The organism is Nostoc cf. commune SO-36 (assembly GCF_023734775.1).
GTDB lineage: Bacteria > Cyanobacteriota > Cyanobacteriia > Cyanobacteriales > Nostocaceae > Nostoc > Nostoc commune_A.
Genome location: NZ_AP025732.1, coordinates 1,527,463 through 1,546,678, shown reverse-complemented (window position 1 = coordinate 1,546,678; position 19,216 = coordinate 1,527,463). Strand labels below are relative to the sequence as shown.

The window sequence follows — 19,216 nt, the reverse complement described above, 5'->3', positions numbered from 1 at the left end:
AGCGTGTTTGTAAACATTTTGCAATCAATGACATTTGCGATTGCGCCACGATTCGGCACAACAAACTGAAACTGATGGGAGGATACTGCGTGAGAATAGGTGCTAACTACTTGGGTGACGGAGAATGTGAATTTACAGTTTGGTCTCCGCTATTAGAGAGCGTCACTGTACAAATTTTGACGCCAGAACAGCAGTTAATTCCCCTCAAGCCTCAGTCTGAGGGATATTGGCAGACGAAAGTCAATGATGTGTATCCAGGCACACTTTATCGGTATGTCTTAAATGGGCAAGACGCTTTTGCCGATCCCGCGTCGCAGTATCAACCAGAAGGGGTGCATGGGCCGTCGCAAATTGTCGATCAACACTTTGATTGGACTGATGAAGGGTGGACTGGTATTCCTGTGGAGTCAATGATTTTCTACGAACTCCATGTTGGAACATTCACGCCTGAAGGAACTTTCACCGCTATTATTCCCCGCTTACCGGAACTGAGAGAACTGGGAATTAACGCCATTGAAATCATGCCCATCTCCCAGTTTCCGGGAGATACCCATATTGAAGCAACTCTTGCATATCGCAACTGGGGTTATGACGGCGTTTACCCTTATGCTGTGCAAAATTCTTACGGTAGCCCAGCCGAACTGAAACAACTGGTAAATGCTTGCCACCAACACGGAATTGCTGTAGTACTGGATGTGGTGTATAACCACTTTGGGCCAGAAGGCAATTATGTGAGTCAGTTCGCGCCCTACTTTACTAAAACTTATAAAACACCTTGGGGCGAAGCGCTGAATTTCGACGATGCCCATAGTCAAGGTGTGAGAAATTATTTTATCGAAAATGCGCTTTACTGGTTGGGCGAGTTCCACATAGATGCATTGCGGCTGGATGCTATTCAAGCAATTTACGATTTGGGAGCGAAGCATTTTCTGTGGGAATTGGCGGAAGCAGTTCATCATTTTTCACAACAAGGGCAAAAATGGAAACGCCATTTAATTGCCGAAAGTGATATGAATAATCCGCAAATAATTCGTCCAGTAGAATTGGGTGGATATGGACTTGATGCCCAGTGGAGTGATGATTTTCACCATTCATTGCACGCACTGTTGACAGGCGATCGCCAAGGATATTATCAAGATTTTGGGCAAGTAGCTCAGTTGGCAAAAGCTTATGAAGATACTTTTGTCTACGATTGGAAGTACGCACCACACCGCAAGAGATTTCATGGCGTATCTTGCCGCGATCGCCCCCTATCACAATTTACAATCTGTATTCAGAATCACGATCAAATCGGCAATCAAATGAAAGGAGAACGCCTCAGCCAGCGAATCTCTTTTGAGGGATTAAAGTTAGCTGCTGGCGCTGTGTTGCTGTCGCCCAATTTACCCTTGTTATTCATGGGAGAAGAATACGGCGAAACAGCACCCTTCATTTACTTTGTCAGTCACTCCGATCCCGATTTAATTCAAGCAGTTCAAGCCGGACGCAAACAAGAATTTGAAGCATTTCACTATGCAGATGATCCCCCAGATCCCGAATCGGCAGAAACTTTCCTAAAGTCTAAACTCAATTGGGAATTACGCAATGACGGTAAACACAAAGTTCTGTGGGATTGGTATCGCCAGTTAATTAATTTACGTAAGACGCATCCAGCCCTTTTGAATCAAGAGCGCAACTCTATCAAAGCGACTAGCGATAAAGATAAGCAGTTGGTCATCGTGCGCCGTTGGTGCGAATCGAGTGAACTAATATTTGTGATGAATTTCAATTCGTCTCCAGTGACAGTGAATTTGCCGTTTGAGCAAAATGCTAATAAATTGTTAGACTCTGCTGATACCTCATGGTTTGGGCATGGTTCAGAAGCTGCTGAACATCTGTCTGTGGGACAAGAAGTAAAATTGCAACCTACTAGTTTAGTACTCTATGAAAAAGGATGAGGGGGAGAGTTAGAGCTTAAAGTTTCAGCCTTATAACTTTAACGTTAGAGCAATAAGGCTTAAGGTTCGAGCTAGAAGACTTAAAGTTTGAGCAATAAGACTTAAGGTTCGAGCTAGAAGACTTAACGTTCGAGCTAGAAGACTTAACGTTCGAGCTAGAAGACTTAACGTTCGAGCTAGAAGACTTAACGTTCGAGCTAGAAGACTTAACGTTCGAGCAATAAGCTTAAGGTTCGAGCAACAAGGCTTAAGGTTTGAGCTAAAAGGTTGTTTTAAAAATGGTTGACTGTGATGTTAGGCACTTATTTATCTCCCCTAACCCCACCCTAACCCTCCCCTTGTAAAGGGGAGGGAACTAGATTTCTTCTTTCCCCCCTTTATAAGGGGGGATTAAGGGGGGTAATACGCTTAGGACTTTTCAAACATCCTCTAAAAGGTTCAGCGTTTATCCTCAAAACCTCATCTCCCTTATCCCCCACTAAAAAAATATGCGAATTCCTACCGCCACTTATCGAATCCAGTTTACACCTCAATTTGGCTTTGACAACGCCAAAGCGATCGCAGCTTATCTAGCAGATTTAGGTATTTCCGATTTGTATGCTTCACCCATTTTTAAAGCACGATCCGGAAGTACACACGGCTACGATATAGTAGATGCCACTCAACTTAACCCAGAACTTGGAACTAATGAATCTTTTGATGCATTAGTTAATGAAATCCAATCTCTTGGTATGGGCTGGTTACAAGATATTGTGCCCAACCACATGGCCTATAGCAGCGAAAACGATTATTTAATGGACGTATTGGAACACGGCCCAGACTCTATCTATACCGACTACTTCGATGTTTCTTGGAATGCTCCCTTTGGCGATCGCCAAGAGCGAATTCTCGCGCCGTTGTTGGGAGATTTCTATGGTGCATCCCTAGAAAACGGACATATTCAACTGCAATACGAACAAAACGGTTTAACTGTCAACTATTACAGCTTAAAATTACCACTCCGGTTAGAATCTTACACAAAATTTATCACCCATAATCTGGGTCAACTCACGCGCACACTGGGACGCAATCATCCTGATTTTATTAAGCTATTGGGAATTCTCTACATTCTCAAAAATGTACCTTCAGAAGTTGCAGGAAAACAGCGACAAGACCAAATTGCATTTATTAAAGGCTTGGTTTGGGAACTCTACACCACAAACGACACCATCCGCGAATTCATTGACGAAAATATCAAAACTTTCAACGGTGAACTCGGTAATTCAGAAAGCTATAACCTCCTAGATGAATTACTTAATGACCAGTTTTACCGCCTCGCCTTCTGGAAAGTTGGCGCGGAGGAAATGAACTACCGCCGTTTCTTTACTGTCAATGAACTGATTTCCGTTAAAGTTGAAGAAGTGCGGGTTTTTAATAATACCCACAGCCTAATTCAGAAGCTGGTTGAAGAAGGCAAATTTACTGGTTTACGGATTGACCATATTGATGGGCTTTATAACCCAATCCAGTATTTAGAAAGGCTGCGGGAAAAGATGGGAGATGTTTATATCACCGTCGAGAAGATTTTAGAAATCACCGAAGAATTGCCGGAAAACTGGGCAATTGAAGGAACGTCTGGTTATGATTTTCTCAACTATGTAAATGGCGTATTTTGTCAAACAGAAAATGAATCATCGTTGGATAAAATTTACCAAAACTTTATCAGTTCCAGAATAGATTATGCCTCAGTAGTGAAAGATAAAAAGCACTTAATTTTGGAAAAGAATTTAGCAGGTGACATTGACAATCTGGCACTTTTGTTAAAGAATGTTTCCAGCAAATATCGCTATGGCAATGATTTTACACTCAATGGATTAAAAAGAGCGATCGCGGAAGTTTTAACACTGTTCCCGATTTACCGCACATATATTACACCCGATGGGATTGGAGATAGCGATCGCGCTACCATTCAAGAAGTAATTGATCAAGCCAAAAAACAAACGCCCCTGTTGCACAATGAACTGACTTTTATTGAAAAGTTAATGCTGCTAGAGTTTGATAATTCTCTGACTCAAACAGAACGCGAACAATGGATATATTTTGTCTTGCGGATGCAGCAATACAGTGGGCCGTTAATGGCAAAAGGCGTTGAAGACACCACATTATATGTTTACAATCGCTTGCTGTCGCTGAATGAAGTCGGGGGAAATCCTGGTCATTTTGGCATCGACTTAGCCAAATTTCATGCCTTTAACAAACAGCACCAAGAAACCTGGCCTCACACAATGAACACCACCGCCACCCACGACACCAAACGCGGCGAAGATGTTCGCGCCAGATTGAATGTCCTCTCAGAAATCCCCGATGAATGGGATCAGCAGGTAAACACCTGGAGTGCCATGAATCGAGGACATCGTAGCCATCGCCAGGGCTTTGCTATGCCCGATCGCAACGATGAGTACTTTCTCTATCAAACCTTAGTAGGGGCATTTCCCTTTGCTGAACAAGACCATGCATCCTTCGTGGAACGGGTGAAAGACTATATAATAAAGGCAATTCGAGAAGCAAAAGTGCATACAGCATGGTTGCGGCCTGATAGCGAATATGAAGAAGCTTGTACCTCCTTTATTGAGAAAGTACTTGACCCTTCCCTCTCTAGCGAATTTTTAGAAGCCTTTCATCCCTTTCAAGGGCGAATTGCAGAGTATGGTATCTTCAATTCCCTTTCCCAAACTATACTGAAGATTACCGCCCCCGGCGTACCCGATGTATACCAAGGAACAGAACTTTGGGAACTAAGCCTAGTCGATCCAGACAATCGCCGCCCGGTAGATTTTGAACAGCGACGCACCTACTTAAGCACCATCCGCAAACAGGTGAAAACCGACATTCTAGGTTTGATTCAAGAATTACTGAGTGATAAAACCGACGGCAGAATCAAACTGTTTTTAACGGCTCAATTACTCCAAGCCAGAACAAACTATGTCTCATTATTCCAAGACGGCGACTATCTCCCCTTAGAAGTACAGGGAACCTACGCCAATCACATTATCGCCTTTGCACGACGGGAAGGTAATCAAACAGCAATCGCGATCGCCCCTCGTTTTTTAACAAGTCTCATCCAACCAGGAGAAAACCCCTTGGGTGAGTCAGTATGGCAAGATACGCACCTACAATTACCCCCTGGAACTCCCTCCACCTGGAAAAACGTCATCACTCAACAACCCCTACAAACCACACAAACCCTATCTATCGGATCAGCCCTCGCCCATTTCCCAGTCGCCCTATTAGTTAGTACTGCCCAATAAAAACATAAATCTACCCCACGCAGAGAAAACCCCTAAAACCTCTGCGTACCTCTGCGATTCCCTTTGCGTCCCTTTGCGTTAAAAAAAATTCTGAATTATGATCACTTCCCCCACACTTACCACCACGCAGATAGACACCCTACGCCTCCATATCAAAAAAACCTGGAAAACCTTAACGCGATCGCACGAACACTTATTACAATCTGCCAAAGATACCAAACTAGACCACAAAACCGACACTCCCTGGATCGTCTACATTTCCCCCTTAGAAGATTGTCCCGACATTCAGACAGTGTTAGAGCGATCGCTATCTTCCAAAGATATGCAAGAAATTGAAATTCGCACTTTGCCGTCAGAAGTCGAAGCGATTAAAGAGCATGGGTTACTATACCTACCAGGGCCTTATGTCGTACCAGGTGGTCGGTTTAACGAAATGTATGGCTGGGACAGCTACTTTATATTACTGGGACTTCTGCAAGACGAGGAATGGGAGCTAGCGCAAAGCCAGGTAGATCAATTCTTGTACCAGGTGAAGCATTACGGCACTATCCTCAATGCCAACCGGACTTATATGCTGTCGCGATCGCAACCTCCAGTCCTCAGCATGATGGTTTTGGCATTATTCCAGCACACCCAGGATGAAGAGTGGTTGAGGACAACCGTACCGCTTTTAGAACAATTTTACTATTACTGGGTAGTACCGCCCCATTTGAATTCTGGAACCGGCTTATCCAGATTTTATGCCTTTGGCGAAGGCCCCGCGCCAGAAGTTTTATTTTCCGAGCGCGATGATGAGGGAAAAAGCCACTATGATCGCGTCAAGGAATATTACCAAACCTTTGAGGTTGAAGATTACGACGTTAATCTTTACTACGATCGCGAAAATGACAAACTGACCCACCTATTTTACAAGGGCGATCGCACCATGCGCGAGTCCGGTTTTGATATCACCAACCGATTTGGCCCCTTCAGTGCTGATATCCTCCACTATGCTCCTGTGTGCCTCAACAGTTTGCTATATCAGGTAGAACAAGATTTAGCGCAAATTAACGCTATTTTAGGGAACGAGCAACTAGAAAAACAATGGCGCGATCGCAGCGCATATCGGCGCGATCGAATCGATCAATTTCTCTGGAATGAAGAACGAGGACTCTATTGCGATTATCACTTCCAGAGTGGAAAACGCCGTTGCTACGAATTTGCTACCACATTCTATCCCCTGTGGCTAGGAATTTCTTCTCAAGCCCAAGCCCAGCGCGTCGTTGACAACCTCTCTTTGTTTGAAGCCCCAGGCGGAATTCTTACCAGTACTCATGTCACCGGGAACCAGTGGGATGCTCCCTTCGGCTGGGCCCCATTGACATTTATTGCTGTCGAGGGACTTCATCGTTATGGGTTTCATACAGAAGGCGATCGCATTGCTAACAAATTCCTGACTATGGTAATTAAAGAATTCGAGCGTCACAATACCCTAGTTGAAAAATATGATGTTGAGCGCTGTTCTGCCAACGTTTCCTACGAAATCACCTTTGGATATAGTTCTAACGAAGTTGGCTTCGGTTGGACAAACGGAGTCATTCTGGAACTTTTAGCAGGCGGTGAGAAAAAAGTTTAAATAAAAAGGCGTGAGGTTTTTCTCACGCCCTGAACTTACTCATTTTTTAAATTTCAAGAGCTAAAAAAGAAAAAACAAAACTGATAATTAAGCTTTGATTTTTTCTTGTTTCCACTTTTTATCATGATTTCCTTTGAATAAGGTAGCAAGTCCAAAAGCTAAACCTGCTCCAAACAAAATAGATGGTTCAGGAACTGGTGTCCTGGAAGTTGGTACACTATTAAAATAGCTATCACTAGCACCCCCTGGAAGACTGCCCACATGGATACCTAGCTTCAACGTACCAGCATTGATAGCTGCAAGAACAGCATTGTAGTTAGCAGTGAATGTAATACCTAAAGATTCTCCAGATTGTACTGCTTTGGAGTTACCACCGTCTGGATCTGCACCAAAGGTTGTACCATCCCATCCAGAAATATTGTTACTTTGCGACAAATTTTGAGTACTTTTTTCAAACAGAACATTACCAGTATTATTTATATTCAGCTTGATGTTAGACAAAAGACTAGATACACTATTGTCAAGGCTAAAAGCGACCTGTTTCAAAGCTGGGTTCGAAAAAGTAGTAGAAGCATTATTCAAAAATTTGAATAAAACTGTACCACCTCCCTTGTCAGTTACATCAAGTAAAAAATCTTTAGCAAAAGCATCACCAACAGTATCACCTCCTGGAATATTTTGAAAACCAAAAGTTGCAGCCGAAGCTGGTGCAGAGGTTGCAATAACAGTAGCTCCAATTCCAGCCAAAAGAAGAGAAGCAATCGTGGTAACTTTCATCTCAGTAAATCCATTTATTTCGCCGTCAATATTAAATTAGTTCTTTTTTCTTTAAACAAGTAGATTTACTGACTGATTTCATCAAAATTTTATTGATTCTCTTGCTCATATAAAGCAGCAATAAGGAAAAAATAGCTATAAAAAATTCACAGAAAATTTACCGAAAAATTAGAAAATTATTTTATAGTTATTTAAAAAATGGTATGAAGCGATAATTTCTTCATAATTATTCTTTTAATTCAGCATTACAAAGATGTGCAATCGCAATGTCTCTACGTAATACCAATCCCAACAAGGTTCGGATAAGCAGGGGAGAGAAGAGAGTTCTTATTAAGCAATTTCTCTTCTCCCTCTGCTAAAGAACATCTCACCTCAACAGATAACTTTGTTAACCGAACCGTATTGATACCAATCCTGTATAAAGATGCGCGTTATAAAACCCCCCTGTAGTTTTTCCTTAGCAAAAGGGGACTACAGGGGGGTAAATATAAAAAAAGGTATAAGGATTTAGTCTATCGAAAAAGGAATTAGCAAAGGGTACGCAATTACCTGACTAATATCTGTGCGTAATGGCGAGGTAAAAAGCCAATAACAGTTTGAGATTCGCTAACTTCAATTTCAACCTACAAACTCAATCACTTTAGACGAATAAATCGTGTGCTGAATCCCCTCGTCTGTATTCTAAATTATTCTGAATTATTCTGAATTTTGAGTATTGTATTCTTTATCAACACTTACCAAGTATCATCTCTACGCTTATCGTAAGGCTCACCTGTAAAAGGTTGTACGCCTGTAGCAGGATAAGCGTCATCATTAGGCCCAAAAATCCGCATTGCAGCTTCAGAAATATACTGAGTTATATTCGCAATGATTCGGGAAATAGCCATAATATTGGACTCCGTTTTTCGAGCCGCTTTAATTGTGCTACCTATACTCTAATACTGATATTCAAGGCTGGCTCTTATTCTCAATATATTGAGACTATATGCAATGTTTATTCAGATAACTTCTCAATACTTTAGCTTGTCAAAAACTCAAACTTTTGCCTTTGATTCTAATTGTAACATAGTTGTTTCTTCAACCCCAGTTGGGAAAAGAGCAAAGCAAAACAAACTTTCTCTGACAGGATATTGTTTCCCTTCATTAGCCGCCTTATTTCATTAACATTATTGTTAGCTCCTACTATTAAAAAATATTAAGTATTCTATGAAGTTAGTATTAATTTGCCTATAAATCTATTGTTATACGGCAATCTCAGAAAATATACTTGCCGGGAGTTGACATTATTTATGGTAAATATTACCATAAATAAAAGAAGCATCTTGTAAGGAAGCTCTTGCATGACAACTTTGGATTATGTATATAAACAGCAAAACCAGCACAACCAGGAACTAAACCTTTCTGCGGATGATTACAGCTTGCTGACCGACCTTTATCAATTGACGATGGCAGCTTGTTACACAGGCGAAGGTATCGAACAACGACGGGCCAGCTTTGAGTTGTCTGTTAGACGATTGCCAGAGGGTTTTGGTTATTTAATTGCAATGGGGCTGACGCAGGCATTGGAATATTTAGCCAAAATTCGCTTTAGTTCCGCGCAAATTGCAGCATTACAAGCAACGGGAATTTTTGCTCATGCAGGCGATCGCTTTTGGTCACTTTTAGCTGAGGGTAAATTTACGGGTGATGTTTGGGCAGTACCAGAAGGGACAGCTGTGTTTGCCAATCAACCCCTGTTGCGAGTAGAAGCACCCCTTTGGCAAGCGCAACTAGTGGAAACTTACCTCCTGAATACGATTAATTACCAGACTCTGATTGCCACAAAAGCAGCCCGGTTGCGGGATGTAGCGGGGGAATCAGCAACACTTTTAGAATTTGGCACAAGACGAGCATTTAGTCCCCAAGGGTCATTGTGGGCGGCGCGGGCGGCGTTAGCGGGTGGGTTAGATTCCACTTCCAATGTGTTAGCAGCGCTACAACTAGGACAACAGCCAAGTGGTACGATGGCACACGCCCTGGTGATGGCGTTGTCAGCAATAGAAGGCACTGAAGAACAAGCTTTTAGTGCATTTCATCGATATTTTCCGGGTGCGCCATTGCTGATTGATACTTACGATACCATCGCTGCTGCCGGGCGCTTGGCCGAAAAAGTAAATTCCGGGGAAATGCAATTAACAGGAGTGAGATTGGACTCAGGAGATTTAGTTACCTTATCAAAACAGGTGCGATCGCTCCTTCCTGGTGTGCCAATTTTTGCCAGTGGCGACTTGGATGAGTGGGAAATTGCCAGATTAAAAGCTGCTGGCGCTGAGATTGATGGTTACGGACTGGGAACGCGACTAGTTACAGGTTCGCCTGTAAATGGAGTCTATAAACTTGTAGACATTGATGGTATCCCAGTGATGAAGCAGTCTAGTGGTAAAGTTACTTATCCAGGGCGCAAGCAGATTTTTCGCTCGTTTACGGGAGGTAAGGTAAAAGCAGACAGGTTGGGACTTTTAGGTGAAATTCCTGTGGATGAAGAACCTTTGTTGCAATTGGTAGTGCAGGAAGGTCAACGGGTGCAACCGTTAGAGTCTTTGGCAACAATTCGTCAACGTACCGCCGCTTCAGTTGCTAGTTTGCCACAACAGACACGGCTTTTGGATCATCCGGTGGCTGTAGAAGTGGAAATTTCTGAGGGGTTACGGGTGTTGACGGAGAAGACTAAGAAACGAACCGCAGAGGCACAGAGAACACAGAGGTAAGAAGTACTCTTTCAGTCTGTCTTAATTACGAATTACGTTAGCGAAGCGGGGCGAAGCCCATTACGAATTATTATGAGAGTTGCTTTGTTTGGTACTAGTGCCGATCCACCAACTGCGGGACATCAAAAAATTCTGAGTTGGTTGTCTGAGCGTTATGATTGGGTAGCGGTTTGGGCGGCGGATAATCCGTTTAAGTCTCATCAAACACCCCTAGAACATCGGGCGGCAATGTTGCGACTGTTGATTGCGGATATAGACGCGCCAAGGCACAATATTGCTTTGGAACAAGAATTAAGTAGCTTCCGAACACTGGAAACAGTGGAAAAAGCGAAGTTTACTTGGGGTGAAGACGCTGAATTAACGATGATCATTGGTTCAGATTTACTGAATCAGCTACCACGTTGGTATCGCATTGAAGATTTGTTACAGCAAGTGCAACTACTAATTGTACCGCGACCCGGATATGCAATAGATGAGTCTAGTTCAGAGGTAGTGCAAAAGCTGGGAGGGAAAATTGCGATCGCTAGTCTGACCGGTCTAGATGTTTCCTCAACAGCGTACCGCGAACATGGAGATTCTCAAGCCCTCACAGCCCCTGTAGTTGCCTATATTAATCGAGAGCATTTGTACGAATGCCAGGACGTTCACAAAAAAGATACCAACTCCGTTAAACCAACAACTTTTGGCCGATTTCAAGGTTGGTGTTGATAATGTAATTTTTTCTGTAGATACTGTACAAAATCGGCTGTTAGTTTTACTCGTAATGCGACAGCAAGAACCATTTTTAAATCATTGGAGTCTTCCCGGTACTTTGGTACGTCCCGGAGAGTCTTTAGAAGATGCCGCCTATCGCATTATGGCAGAGAAAATTAAGGTCAACAATCTCTATTTAGAACAACTCTATACATTTGGCGGGCCAAATCGCGATCCACGGGAAGCAATTGATAGTTATGGTGTGCGTTATCTATCAGTTAGTTACTTTGCCCTAGTGCGATTTGAAGAAGCCGAATTGATTGCCGATCGCATGACTGGCATCGCTTGGTATCCAGTAAAGCAAGTGCCGCAATTAGCTTTTGACCATAATGAAATTCTGGCTTATGGACACAGGCGATTACGAAATAAATTAGAGTATAGCCCCGTGGCTTTTGAAGTCTTGCCAGAAATGTTCACTTTGAATGATTTATATCAGTTATACGCCACAGTTTTAGGTGATAACTTTTCCGATTATTCTAATTTTCGAGCGCGTCTACTCAAGTTAGGTTTTTTTATGCGATACCGGAATTAAAGTATCACGGGGCGCTGGCCGTCCAGCTAGTTTGTATAAGTTTGACGCAGAAGCATTTGCTCCTTTAAAAGATAAACCTTTGGTGTTTATTTAACCAATCACTTTGTAGAGTTCAAATTCCTGCAATACCTTTCGGTTAAGATCCCCCCGCCCTTTTTAAGGGGGGTTGGGGGGATCTTCAAAATATTAAAACGTTAACTGAACGGCATTGCAAAGTCCAGAGTAACTTATGACTCTTGACAAATGACAAATGACCAATGACAAATAAAATAATATGAAAATTGCGATCGCTCAAATTAATCCTACTATCGGTGATTTGCTTTTAAATGCCCAAAAAATTCTAGAGGCAGCACAACGAGCAGCATCTAGCGGTGCGCGTTTATTGCTGACACCAGAACTTTCTTTATGTGGCTATCCACCAAGAGATTTATTACTAAATCCTAGTTTTGTGGAAGCGATGGGCATCACTTTACAAAACTTGGCTCAAGATTTACCACCAAATTTAGCTGTGTTAGTTGGAACTGTTGAACAGAATCTTAACGCACATATTAGTGGCGGTAAAACCTTATTTAACAGTATGGCTTTGTTAGAAAATAGCAAGGTCAAGCAAGTTTTTCACAAGCGACTTTTGCCTACTTACGATGTATTTGATGAACGTCGCTATTTTGAACCAGGGTTACAAGCTAATTATTTCACTTTAGATAATATCGATATTGGCGTAACTATTTGCGAAGATTTATGGAATGATGAGGAATTCTGGGGCAAACGTAGTTATACAGTAAATCCGATTGCTGACTTAGCAATTTTGGATGTAGATTTGGTTGTAAATTTGTCTGCTTCCCCCTACACTGTCGGCAAGCAGCAGTTTCGTGAAACAATACTCAGGCATAGTGCAATACGTTTTCAACAACCGATAATTTATGCTAATCAGGTTGGCGGAAATGACGATCTAATTTTCGATGGGCGTAGTTTTGTCTTAAATCGTCAAGGTGAAATTATGTGTCGCGCTCGTGGTTTTGACACTGATTTATTAGTAGTAGAATTTGATGAAGCGCAACGAGATTTTCAATTAGGTACTGTAGCACCTGTTTATGAATCGGGAGATGAAGAAATTTGGCAAGCGTTGGTTTTGGGAGTGCGAGATTACGCTCGTAAGTGTCGCTTTTCTAAAGTAGTATTGGGTCTAAGTGGTGGGATTGACTCGGCAATCGTAGCTGCGATCGCCACGGCGGCACTTGGTAAAGAAAATGTCCTCGGTGTTCTTATGCCTTCCCCTTATAGTTCCGACCATTCCATCAGCGATGCTGTAGCATTAGCTGAAAATTTGGGGATTAAGACTAATCTTTTACCAATTGGCGAGTTAATGCAAGGCTTCGATCAAACTTTAGGTAATTTGTTTGCAGGTACAGAGTTTGGACTGGCTGAAGAGAATATACAGTCCCGAATTCGGGGTAATTTATTAATGGCGATCGCTAATAAATTTGGCTATCTGCTTTTATCTACGGGTAACAAGTCAGAAATGGCAGTTGGTTACTGTACTCTTTACGGCGATATGAATGGCGGGTTAGCAGTGATTGCAGATGTTCCTAAAACCCGTGTGTATTCACTTTGCCAATGGTTAAATCGCAATAATGAAGTCATCCCGCAAAATGTTCTAACTAAACCACCCAGCGCCGAACTCAAACCAGGCCAAGTGGATCAAGACTCTCTACCGCCTTACGAAATTTTGGACGATATTTTGCAACGCCTGATTCATAATCACCAATCAGCAGCACAAATAGTTGCAGCCGGTCACGATGCGGTGATTGTAGACAAAGTAATCCAAATGGTGGCGCGGGCTGAATTTAAGCGGCGACAAGCACCCCCCGGCTTAAAAATCACCGATCGCGCTTTTGGAACCGGTTGGCGAATGCCCATCGCCAGTAACTGGGTTGGTTTGAAAAAGGCTTACCAGACTAAAACCATAGCTACACCTACCTTGGTTTCTGGGGATGGACAAGATGCCCATCCACAAATCAAGTAAATATAACTCCTGTGGGGTGGGCAACATGAGCGCCCAGCTTATGCAATTTAAATGTGGAACAGCTTATGAGGCTTGAACAGACAGGAAATCACCAAATCAGTTTGTATCAACACTCCAAATTAACTCAACTTATCTGAGCTATTCTTTGTAATGAAGCACTGTTGAAATCAAATCAGGAAACTTAAGAAATAGGATTATCATCAGGTGCTTCAAACTTGTAACCATAGCCGCGTACAGTTTTAATAAACTCCGGTATGCTAGGATCGACTTCCATCTTCTTACGAAGCTGACCAATATGCACATCAACCACACGTCCGTCTCCTATGTAGTCGCAACCCCAGATTTTTTGAATTAGCTGTGGGCGACTCCAAGCCTGATTAGGATGACTTGCCAAAAAATGTAAAATATTAAATTCTAGCGCTGTTAAAGCGAGAGGTTTATCATTGAGTGTTACCTCCCGTCCCTCTGGGTTAATTACTAGCTGCTTGAAAATGATACGTTGTGTTGGGGAGGGATTGATGTAGCGTATCCGCCTCAAAAGCGCTTCTACTCTGACTTCAACTTCTGCAAGACTAAATGGTTTAGTCATGAAATCATCAGCACCTGCGCTCAAGATTTTAATTTTATCAGCCTCTTCAGTCCTACTAGTCAGTATCAACACTAAAACATTAGTACGACTTTGCATTTCTTGACAGAGGCTATAACCAGTAACATCCGGCAAATTCCAATCCAGAATCACTAAAGCTGGGTTAAATTGTTCAAACAACGATAAGGCAGTCTTACCATCTGCTGCGGCCTCTATTTGATATTTCCGGCTTAAAAAACGATAAACAAGATTTCGGACACCAAAGTCGTCATCGACGATCAAAATTTTAGGAGTAGTAGCGGGAACCATAACCATAATGCTGCCTATTGTTGATTGGGCGATTCGTTCTTGTGCCAGTTTTGCGTTACGTGTTTTTGTTGAGAGTATATTCACGCGCATCTCTGCTGAGTGCGATCGCTACTGTAGTACTTGTGTACAATCAATTTTCCATGAAGTTTAGGAAAACTTCAGCCATTATAGTGCTAATAAAATGTATAACTATTGTATGGTTTTTGTATAGTTTTGAATTTATATGGTATAATTTTTGCTTTTATCATATTTAAATACGTCTAGTTGCAGACCATCTTCATAACCGCAGTAGTCCAGAAAAACATCAAATGCCACCGCAATCGCTACAATTTTAAAACACCAAAGCACTCCCCGATTAATTAGACCTCTACAAAGCCTCACAAACTCAGCTATAAGCCAATCTAGATGCTCAACTTCTAGTTGCCCAAATGTACTCAAGCCAAAGGGAATGTTTTCTTGAAAAAGGTCTACGAAAATTTACCCTGGTGCATTTACATATAGATGCCCTTTTAAGCATATACTATACTACAAGTTTCAGCCTTAGACTATGACAAGCCAAGGACTGAGAGTAGGGAGCAGGGAGCAGGGAGCAAAGGAGAAAATTTCCCAGCAAGCCTAGCTATTCCCACTCCTGCCAATCAGAGTTGCAATTGCCTTGACTAACTCCTCTGGTTCGACGGGTTTGGACAAATGCTTTTGAAACCCTGATTCGAGTGCTTGTTGCTGGTTGATTTCTCCTGCATAAGCAGTTAAAGCGATCGCTTTCTTCACTGCTGGTGCGTCAAACTCACGAGTTTGCAAGAGTTTCGCCCAACCAAGAATGAGATTAAGAGGCGATCGCAATTCATGGGAAAGCACTGCTAGAAACTCATCCTTAATGCGGTTGGCTCTTTCGGCTTCATATCAAACTGAACAACAGTTTGTTGTGCCATCGCCCGATGAACCTGAGTATAAAACTCGGTTTTAACCACATCTGGAAACACTTCCCAAATTATCCTACCTTGCAACTCTTCCTTTTGAATGCCAGCAACTTCTGCTATCCGGTCATTCACAAAGGTATAACGCCATTGTCGATCCAACCTTGTTCGCGTTCCATTGCCTCTTGGCGGAGACGAGCCATTTTTAGGGCTGCCTCTACCCGCGCCAACAATTCACGGGCAGAGAACGGTTTAATCAGATAATCATCTATCTGGGTGGGTGATACTAATGGTGTTCAAATCCAAATTTTTGCCACTTGGATTTTTTATGCTGTTCTCAATCAATTATGTATTGATGTAGCGTTGGCGCAGCCCGCCGTAGGCATCGCTCTCAACCAACCAAAAGAGCGAATTTCTACAGAAATGGTGTTTCGCAGTTTATACCATTTTTCTCAAGCTGTTCTCCGTGGTGATGCACATGAGGCTGTTCCTTATCTTGTGGAACGTCAAAAGCTGTTTGGATTAGTTAAAGCAAGGCGTAAGCGTCATCGATAGATTGACACTTACACCCAACAAATTTGGGCAATATCTTCTTAAGTTGACACCAATGGGCAGTGCCGTGCCCTTACACCTTGCCATATATTTTGTACTGCATCTGAATGATAACCGCTATAAGTTCTAAACAAGTGCAAATCAAGGTGTACAAACATAACCATGAATTTGTTAATCGTTGGGTGAATCCAAACAAACTTGAGAATTTGCAAAAACTTAAAGAGTTTGCACTCTAAAGTTTCGCAAGATGCAAGTAAATATAATCTTAGCCAGCTAAAAAAAACTATTTGAAATTTCTAAACAGATTAAAAAAAGACTTGAATCTCCAAAGATTTAAGTTATTAGCCATAAAATAATTTTTTGGGTACTTTTTCGAGTTTTAAAGAAACCTTCTGTACAAAACCTTAAATAGTGGTTAGTATAACTCTTTTATTTTTTGTAAATCAAAAAAACTGAACCGATTGTCCCAAGATTTTCTACATAAGTGTTCTGGTTGTAATACAATCCTGGAGACATACCTCCATCAAATAAAATCCCTTCTTGAATTTTGCCTAAACAGTTATTCCCAGCAATGCCTTCGAGGACATTATCAAACATATCTGGTAGTAACTCTTGATTAACTTGAGATAAATCAATATCTGAATTAGCTTTCAAGTCATTAACTAGTAAAATTACATAGCCTTGATTAGTGATAGCTGCCAAAGAGCGATTTCTAGCATTCTTACAAGCAAATTCTCCCAAATCTTGGCAAATATCTTTAAACTTACCCTGACGATAAAATCTGCCATTACCACCCACTAAATTGTAATTGAGAATATCGCTTTTTCTTCTGCCAGTTTGGATAGTAGCCTGTCGCTGGTTGGGTGTACCTCCTGATATTCCAAAAGAAGAACGTTTATTTTTAAATGCTCCTGAATACTCTACGCCACGAGAAACATTTAAGCCTTGTGGTTTATCATCAGTATCTATATAATCAGCATTGATTGCGGCGATTGGTGACTGTCCGTTTAATTTAGCATTCTCATCGGCGATAAGTTCACGAAACTGTTTTGCTATATATTCTTTACGCAGTTTACCTCTAGCATCTTTAGCGTAGAGTTTATGAGATAGACCAACGTTAACTTTGAAATCTAATTCTGCTGATTTGGGATTAAAAATAATTACATTGTTAATACCTCTTTGATTTTTTTTACCTTGATTATTAGTTTTAAAAAAATCAATACTGAAGTTAGCATTTTTACCAGGGCAAGTTTTAGATGCTTTTGGGGCTGAATTTGCTTCCATTTTTTGACAACCTGATAAAAAACTCGCACCAATTATCCAGATAAATAACAAAAATAATTTTGGTGTACTACATATAATTCAAAAAGATTTAATCATGCCTACCTACTTATAAAACAATACAGTTCAGTTAAGCAATTTTTTCCTTCTCATTCTTCTCTTTGACGTCGCGCCAGTTGCTACCCTGCGGGAACGCTAAGAGCGAACAAGTCGGGAAACCCGCCCAACGCACTGGCTTCTCTGCGCCTTCTCTACGAGACGCTACGCGTTGGCGAAAGCCTCTCGTAGAGAAGGCGGTAGCCTGCGGCAAGCCGAAGCGTCTACGTTAAAAAGTTGACTTTGATAACAGAGTTTTAGTCTTAACTGAACCATATTGATACCATTTAACTTTAATAATGATACAAATACGCTGGTAAGGGCATGGCAATGCCATGCCCCTACGATAAATCTATGTGTATCAGGCTTTTCGTGAATTGGTATGACTTATAAAAGTTTTTTGTAATCTATTAAATACTCAAAAATCCCCCTTTTTTAGGGGGATTTTGATTTATTTTCCCGTTTTTAAGGGAGGTTATGAGGGATATTTAATATCCTCTAAGAGAACCATTCTAAAACAGCTTCTTCTTTGGTGTTAGTATTCCGAGATGGTGTTTCACGATTAAATTTCATTTGAATTGACCGGGTTTGCTCACCATCAGCAGCTACAGCCAAAATCGGATAGTCGATTAAACCATCCTGGAAGGACATTTGGAAGCGGAACGTCCCATCTGGATTTAGCTTAATTTCACGACCACCAATAGTTACGGTAGCATCGGGTTCGGTTGCACCATAGACTATCAATTCAGCATCGGCAATTAACCAGAACTGGCGCGGACGCACTGGTACGGCGGAAGCCGAGAAGCCAACACCTGACATTCCCACACCGGAAGCGGTTAAGCCAGATACGGTGGGAACTGCCCACATACCCACACCAGATGGGAAAATGTAGGAGCTAATGGGTTGCACTCCACCTGCTACTTGATGCTGGGAACCGAAGATAGAACCAGCAACCCTTAGCGCTTCGGCAGATTCTGCTAAACCAAATATTTGGTCGTAGATGGGGTTGCCGTTACCATTGACAACAGCATTACCATTAGCTGTTGCTGCAATCTTCTTGGCTGGGGGAACTAGTTCGTACTGAGTCTTACCACGCAAATCTTCTTCAAAGTTGACGGTGATGAAGACATCTTCTATCCAGTCTGAAGGATAAACGGGAGGAATGTGTACTCTAGTTGAACGAGCTAGTACTAACCAACGACCATCAGCAGTACGATAGCCGATATCGATCACATAATCGCGATCGCTAACTGGAACTGGTATATACCATTCTCTAGCTAGTTCATCAGCAGGATATTCTTGAATGCTATGGGGGCTTTGGTATTCGATATTAATGTCGGTGACATCATAAATCCGTAGTGCCAATTGTTGTCCCCCTTGGCGGCGTAGTTCCTGTTTGTGTTCATTGGGAACATCCCAGTAAGTGTAAGCCCACTGAGGATCACGCGGTAAGAGTACAATCCGGCTATCACCGTAGCCAGAAGGCAAATCTGCCAGTCCTTCATCAACATCAGCTAAAGATCCACCAGTACGATCTTCCTGACCTAATTCAAACTTTGCAGCTTCCACGGTTTCTTGTGCCTCCAATGAACGAGATGGACTGAGTAAAGTTTTGCTGCGCTGGACATCTTGGATTGATGCCAACAGTTGCGATTTACGCATTCGGCTATAGCGAGAAATGCTATATTCACTAGCAACTTTGCGTAGTTGGCGTAAGGTCATCTCCTCTAGTGGCGGGCGTTCTTTTGCCATTAATTTGGCCTCCAGTAGTTTAAGCGGTAAATGATTTCCCCTGGTTAAAGAA

The 19,216-nt window shown here is 42.0% G+C and carries 11 protein-coding genes and 4 pseudogenes; 8 read left to right on the top strand and 7 right to left on the bottom strand.

From position 1 onward, the window contains the following. Window positions 1-89 precede the first annotated feature (89 nt). The 3 genes from treZ to ANSO36C_RS06775 all read left to right on the top strand — a co-directional run bounded on the left by treZ (window position 90) and on the right by ANSO36C_RS06775 (window position 6,839). Window positions 90-1,937 carry a malto-oligosyltrehalose trehalohydrolase gene (gene treZ, locus ANSO36C_RS06785; RefSeq protein ID WP_251960265.1) on the top strand — a complete coding sequence of 616 codons (1,848 nt, stop codon included), beginning with the start codon at window positions 90-92 and terminating at the stop codon, window positions 1,935-1,937. A gap of 488 nt (window positions 1,938-2,425) precedes the next feature. Further along, window positions 2,426-5,224: a malto-oligosyltrehalose synthase gene (gene treY, locus ANSO36C_RS06780; RefSeq protein ID WP_251958911.1), complete on the top strand. Its 2,799-nt coding sequence runs from the start codon at window positions 2,426-2,428 to the stop codon at window positions 5,222-5,224. Window positions 5,225-5,321: 97 nt separating this feature from the next. Beyond that, on the top strand, window positions 5,322-6,839 hold the full coding sequence (locus tag ANSO36C_RS06775) for a trehalase family glycosidase (RefSeq protein WP_251958910.1): 1,518 nt from the start codon (window positions 5,322-5,324) through the stop codon (window positions 6,837-6,839). Between the two features lie 87 nt (window positions 6,840-6,926). Here the strand turns inward: ANSO36C_RS06775 and ANSO36C_RS06770 are convergent, their stop codons facing one another. Next, complete coding sequence (locus tag ANSO36C_RS06770; protein ID WP_251958909.1) at window positions 6,927-7,616, bottom strand: PEP-CTERM sorting domain-containing protein; 690 nt, start codon at window positions 7,614-7,616, stop codon at window positions 6,927-6,929. Window positions 7,617-8,350: 734 nt separating this feature from the next. After that, entirely contained in the window at window positions 8,351-8,503 is a 153-nt protein-coding gene (locus tag ANSO36C_RS06765; RefSeq protein ID WP_251958908.1) for a hypothetical protein, read from the bottom strand. 453 nt (window positions 8,504-8,956) lie between these two features. Here ANSO36C_RS06765 and ANSO36C_RS06760 point away from each other — a divergent pair, with 453 nt between their 5' ends. The 4 genes and pseudogenes from ANSO36C_RS06760 (at window position 8,957) to ANSO36C_RS06745 (ending at window position 13,671) form a co-directional block, all read left to right on the top strand. Continuing rightward, entirely contained in the window at window positions 8,957-10,363 is a 1,407-nt protein-coding gene (locus tag ANSO36C_RS06760) for a nicotinate phosphoribosyltransferase (RefSeq protein ID WP_251958907.1), read from the top strand. 72 nt (window positions 10,364-10,435) lie between these two features. After that, a pseudogene (locus ANSO36C_RS06755) lies at window positions 10,436-10,948 on the top strand (nicotinate-nucleotide adenylyltransferase); the annotation flags it as partial. Between the two features lie 47 nt (window positions 10,949-10,995). Then, window positions 10,996-11,742, top strand: a pseudogene (locus ANSO36C_RS06750) (NUDIX hydrolase). Between the two features lie 180 nt (window positions 11,743-11,922). Then, entirely contained in the window at window positions 11,923-13,671 is a 1,749-nt protein-coding gene (locus tag ANSO36C_RS06745) for an NAD+ synthase (RefSeq protein WP_251958905.1), read from the top strand. A gap of 181 nt (window positions 13,672-13,852) precedes the next feature. On the opposite strand, the gene ANSO36C_RS06740 is transcribed toward ANSO36C_RS06745, so the two are convergent. The 3 genes and pseudogenes from ANSO36C_RS06740 to ANSO36C_RS06730 all read right to left on the bottom strand — a co-directional run bounded on the left by ANSO36C_RS06740 (window position 13,853) and on the right by ANSO36C_RS06730 (window position 15,618). Then, on the bottom strand, window positions 13,853-14,572 hold the full coding sequence (locus tag ANSO36C_RS06740) for a response regulator transcription factor (RefSeq protein ID WP_251960264.1): 720 nt from the start codon (window positions 14,570-14,572) through the stop codon (window positions 13,853-13,855). Window positions 14,573-15,181: 609 nt separating this feature from the next. Beyond that, window positions 15,182-15,466, bottom strand: a pseudogene (locus ANSO36C_RS34175) (histidine kinase dimerization/phospho-acceptor domain-containing protein); the annotation flags it as partial. Then, window positions 15,427-15,618: a PAS domain-containing protein gene (locus ANSO36C_RS06730; RefSeq protein WP_251960263.1), complete on the bottom strand. Its 192-nt coding sequence runs from the start codon at window positions 15,616-15,618 to the stop codon at window positions 15,427-15,429. The gene ANSO36C_RS06730 and the pseudogene ANSO36C_RS34175, both read right to left, overlap by 40 nt. Before the next feature lie 135 nt (window positions 15,619-15,753). Here ANSO36C_RS06730 and ANSO36C_RS06725 point away from each other — a divergent pair. After that, window positions 15,754-16,038 (top strand): annotated as a pseudogene (locus ANSO36C_RS06725) (IS4 family transposase); the annotation flags it as partial. Between the two features lie 426 nt (window positions 16,039-16,464). On the opposite strand, the gene ANSO36C_RS06720 reads toward ANSO36C_RS06725, so the two are convergent. Both ANSO36C_RS06720 and ANSO36C_RS06715 read right to left on the bottom strand, forming a co-directional pair. Continuing rightward, the gene (locus tag ANSO36C_RS06720) at window positions 16,465-17,319 is read right to left on the bottom strand and encodes a phosphodiester glycosidase family protein (protein ID WP_251958904.1); all 855 of its coding nucleotides are present in this window, start codon (window positions 17,317-17,319) and stop codon (window positions 16,465-16,467) included. A gap of 591 nt (window positions 17,320-17,910) precedes the next feature. Next, window positions 17,911-19,164 (bottom strand): DUF4912 domain-containing protein, encoded by a 1,254-nt coding sequence (locus ANSO36C_RS06715; RefSeq protein ID WP_251958903.1) that lies wholly within the window; start codon window positions 19,162-19,164, stop codon window positions 17,911-17,913. Window positions 19,165-19,216: the final 52 nt, after the last annotated feature.

Coding starts and splice junctions, on each gene's coding strand:
- treY (WP_251958911.1), top strand. CDS start 2,426: ATGCGAATTCCTACCGCCACTTATCGAATCCAGTTTACACCTCAATTT.
- ANSO36C_RS06775 (WP_251958910.1), top strand. CDS start 5,322: ATGATCACTTCCCCCACACTTACCACCACGCAGATAGACACCCTACGC.
- ANSO36C_RS06770 (WP_251958909.1), bottom strand. CDS start 7,616: ATGAAAGTTACCACGATTGCTTCTCTTCTTTTGGCTGGAATTGGAGCT.
- ANSO36C_RS06765 (WP_251958908.1), bottom strand. CDS start 8,503: ATGGCTATTTCCCGAATCATTGCGAATATAACTCAGTATATTTCTGAA.
- ANSO36C_RS06760 (WP_251958907.1), top strand. CDS start 8,957: ATGACAACTTTGGATTATGTATATAAACAGCAAAACCAGCACAACCAG.
- ANSO36C_RS06745 (WP_251958905.1), top strand. CDS start 11,923: ATGAAAATTGCGATCGCTCAAATTAATCCTACTATCGGTGATTTGCTT.
- ANSO36C_RS06740 (WP_251960264.1), bottom strand. CDS start 14,572: ATGGTTATGGTTCCCGCTACTACTCCTAAAATTTTGATCGTCGATGAC.
- ANSO36C_RS06720 (WP_251958904.1), bottom strand. CDS start 17,319: ATGGAAGCAAATTCAGCCCCAAAAGCATCTAAAACTTGCCCTGGTAAA.
- ANSO36C_RS06715 (WP_251958903.1), bottom strand. CDS start 19,164: ATGGCAAAAGAACGCCCGCCACTAGAGGAGATGACCTTACGCCAACTA.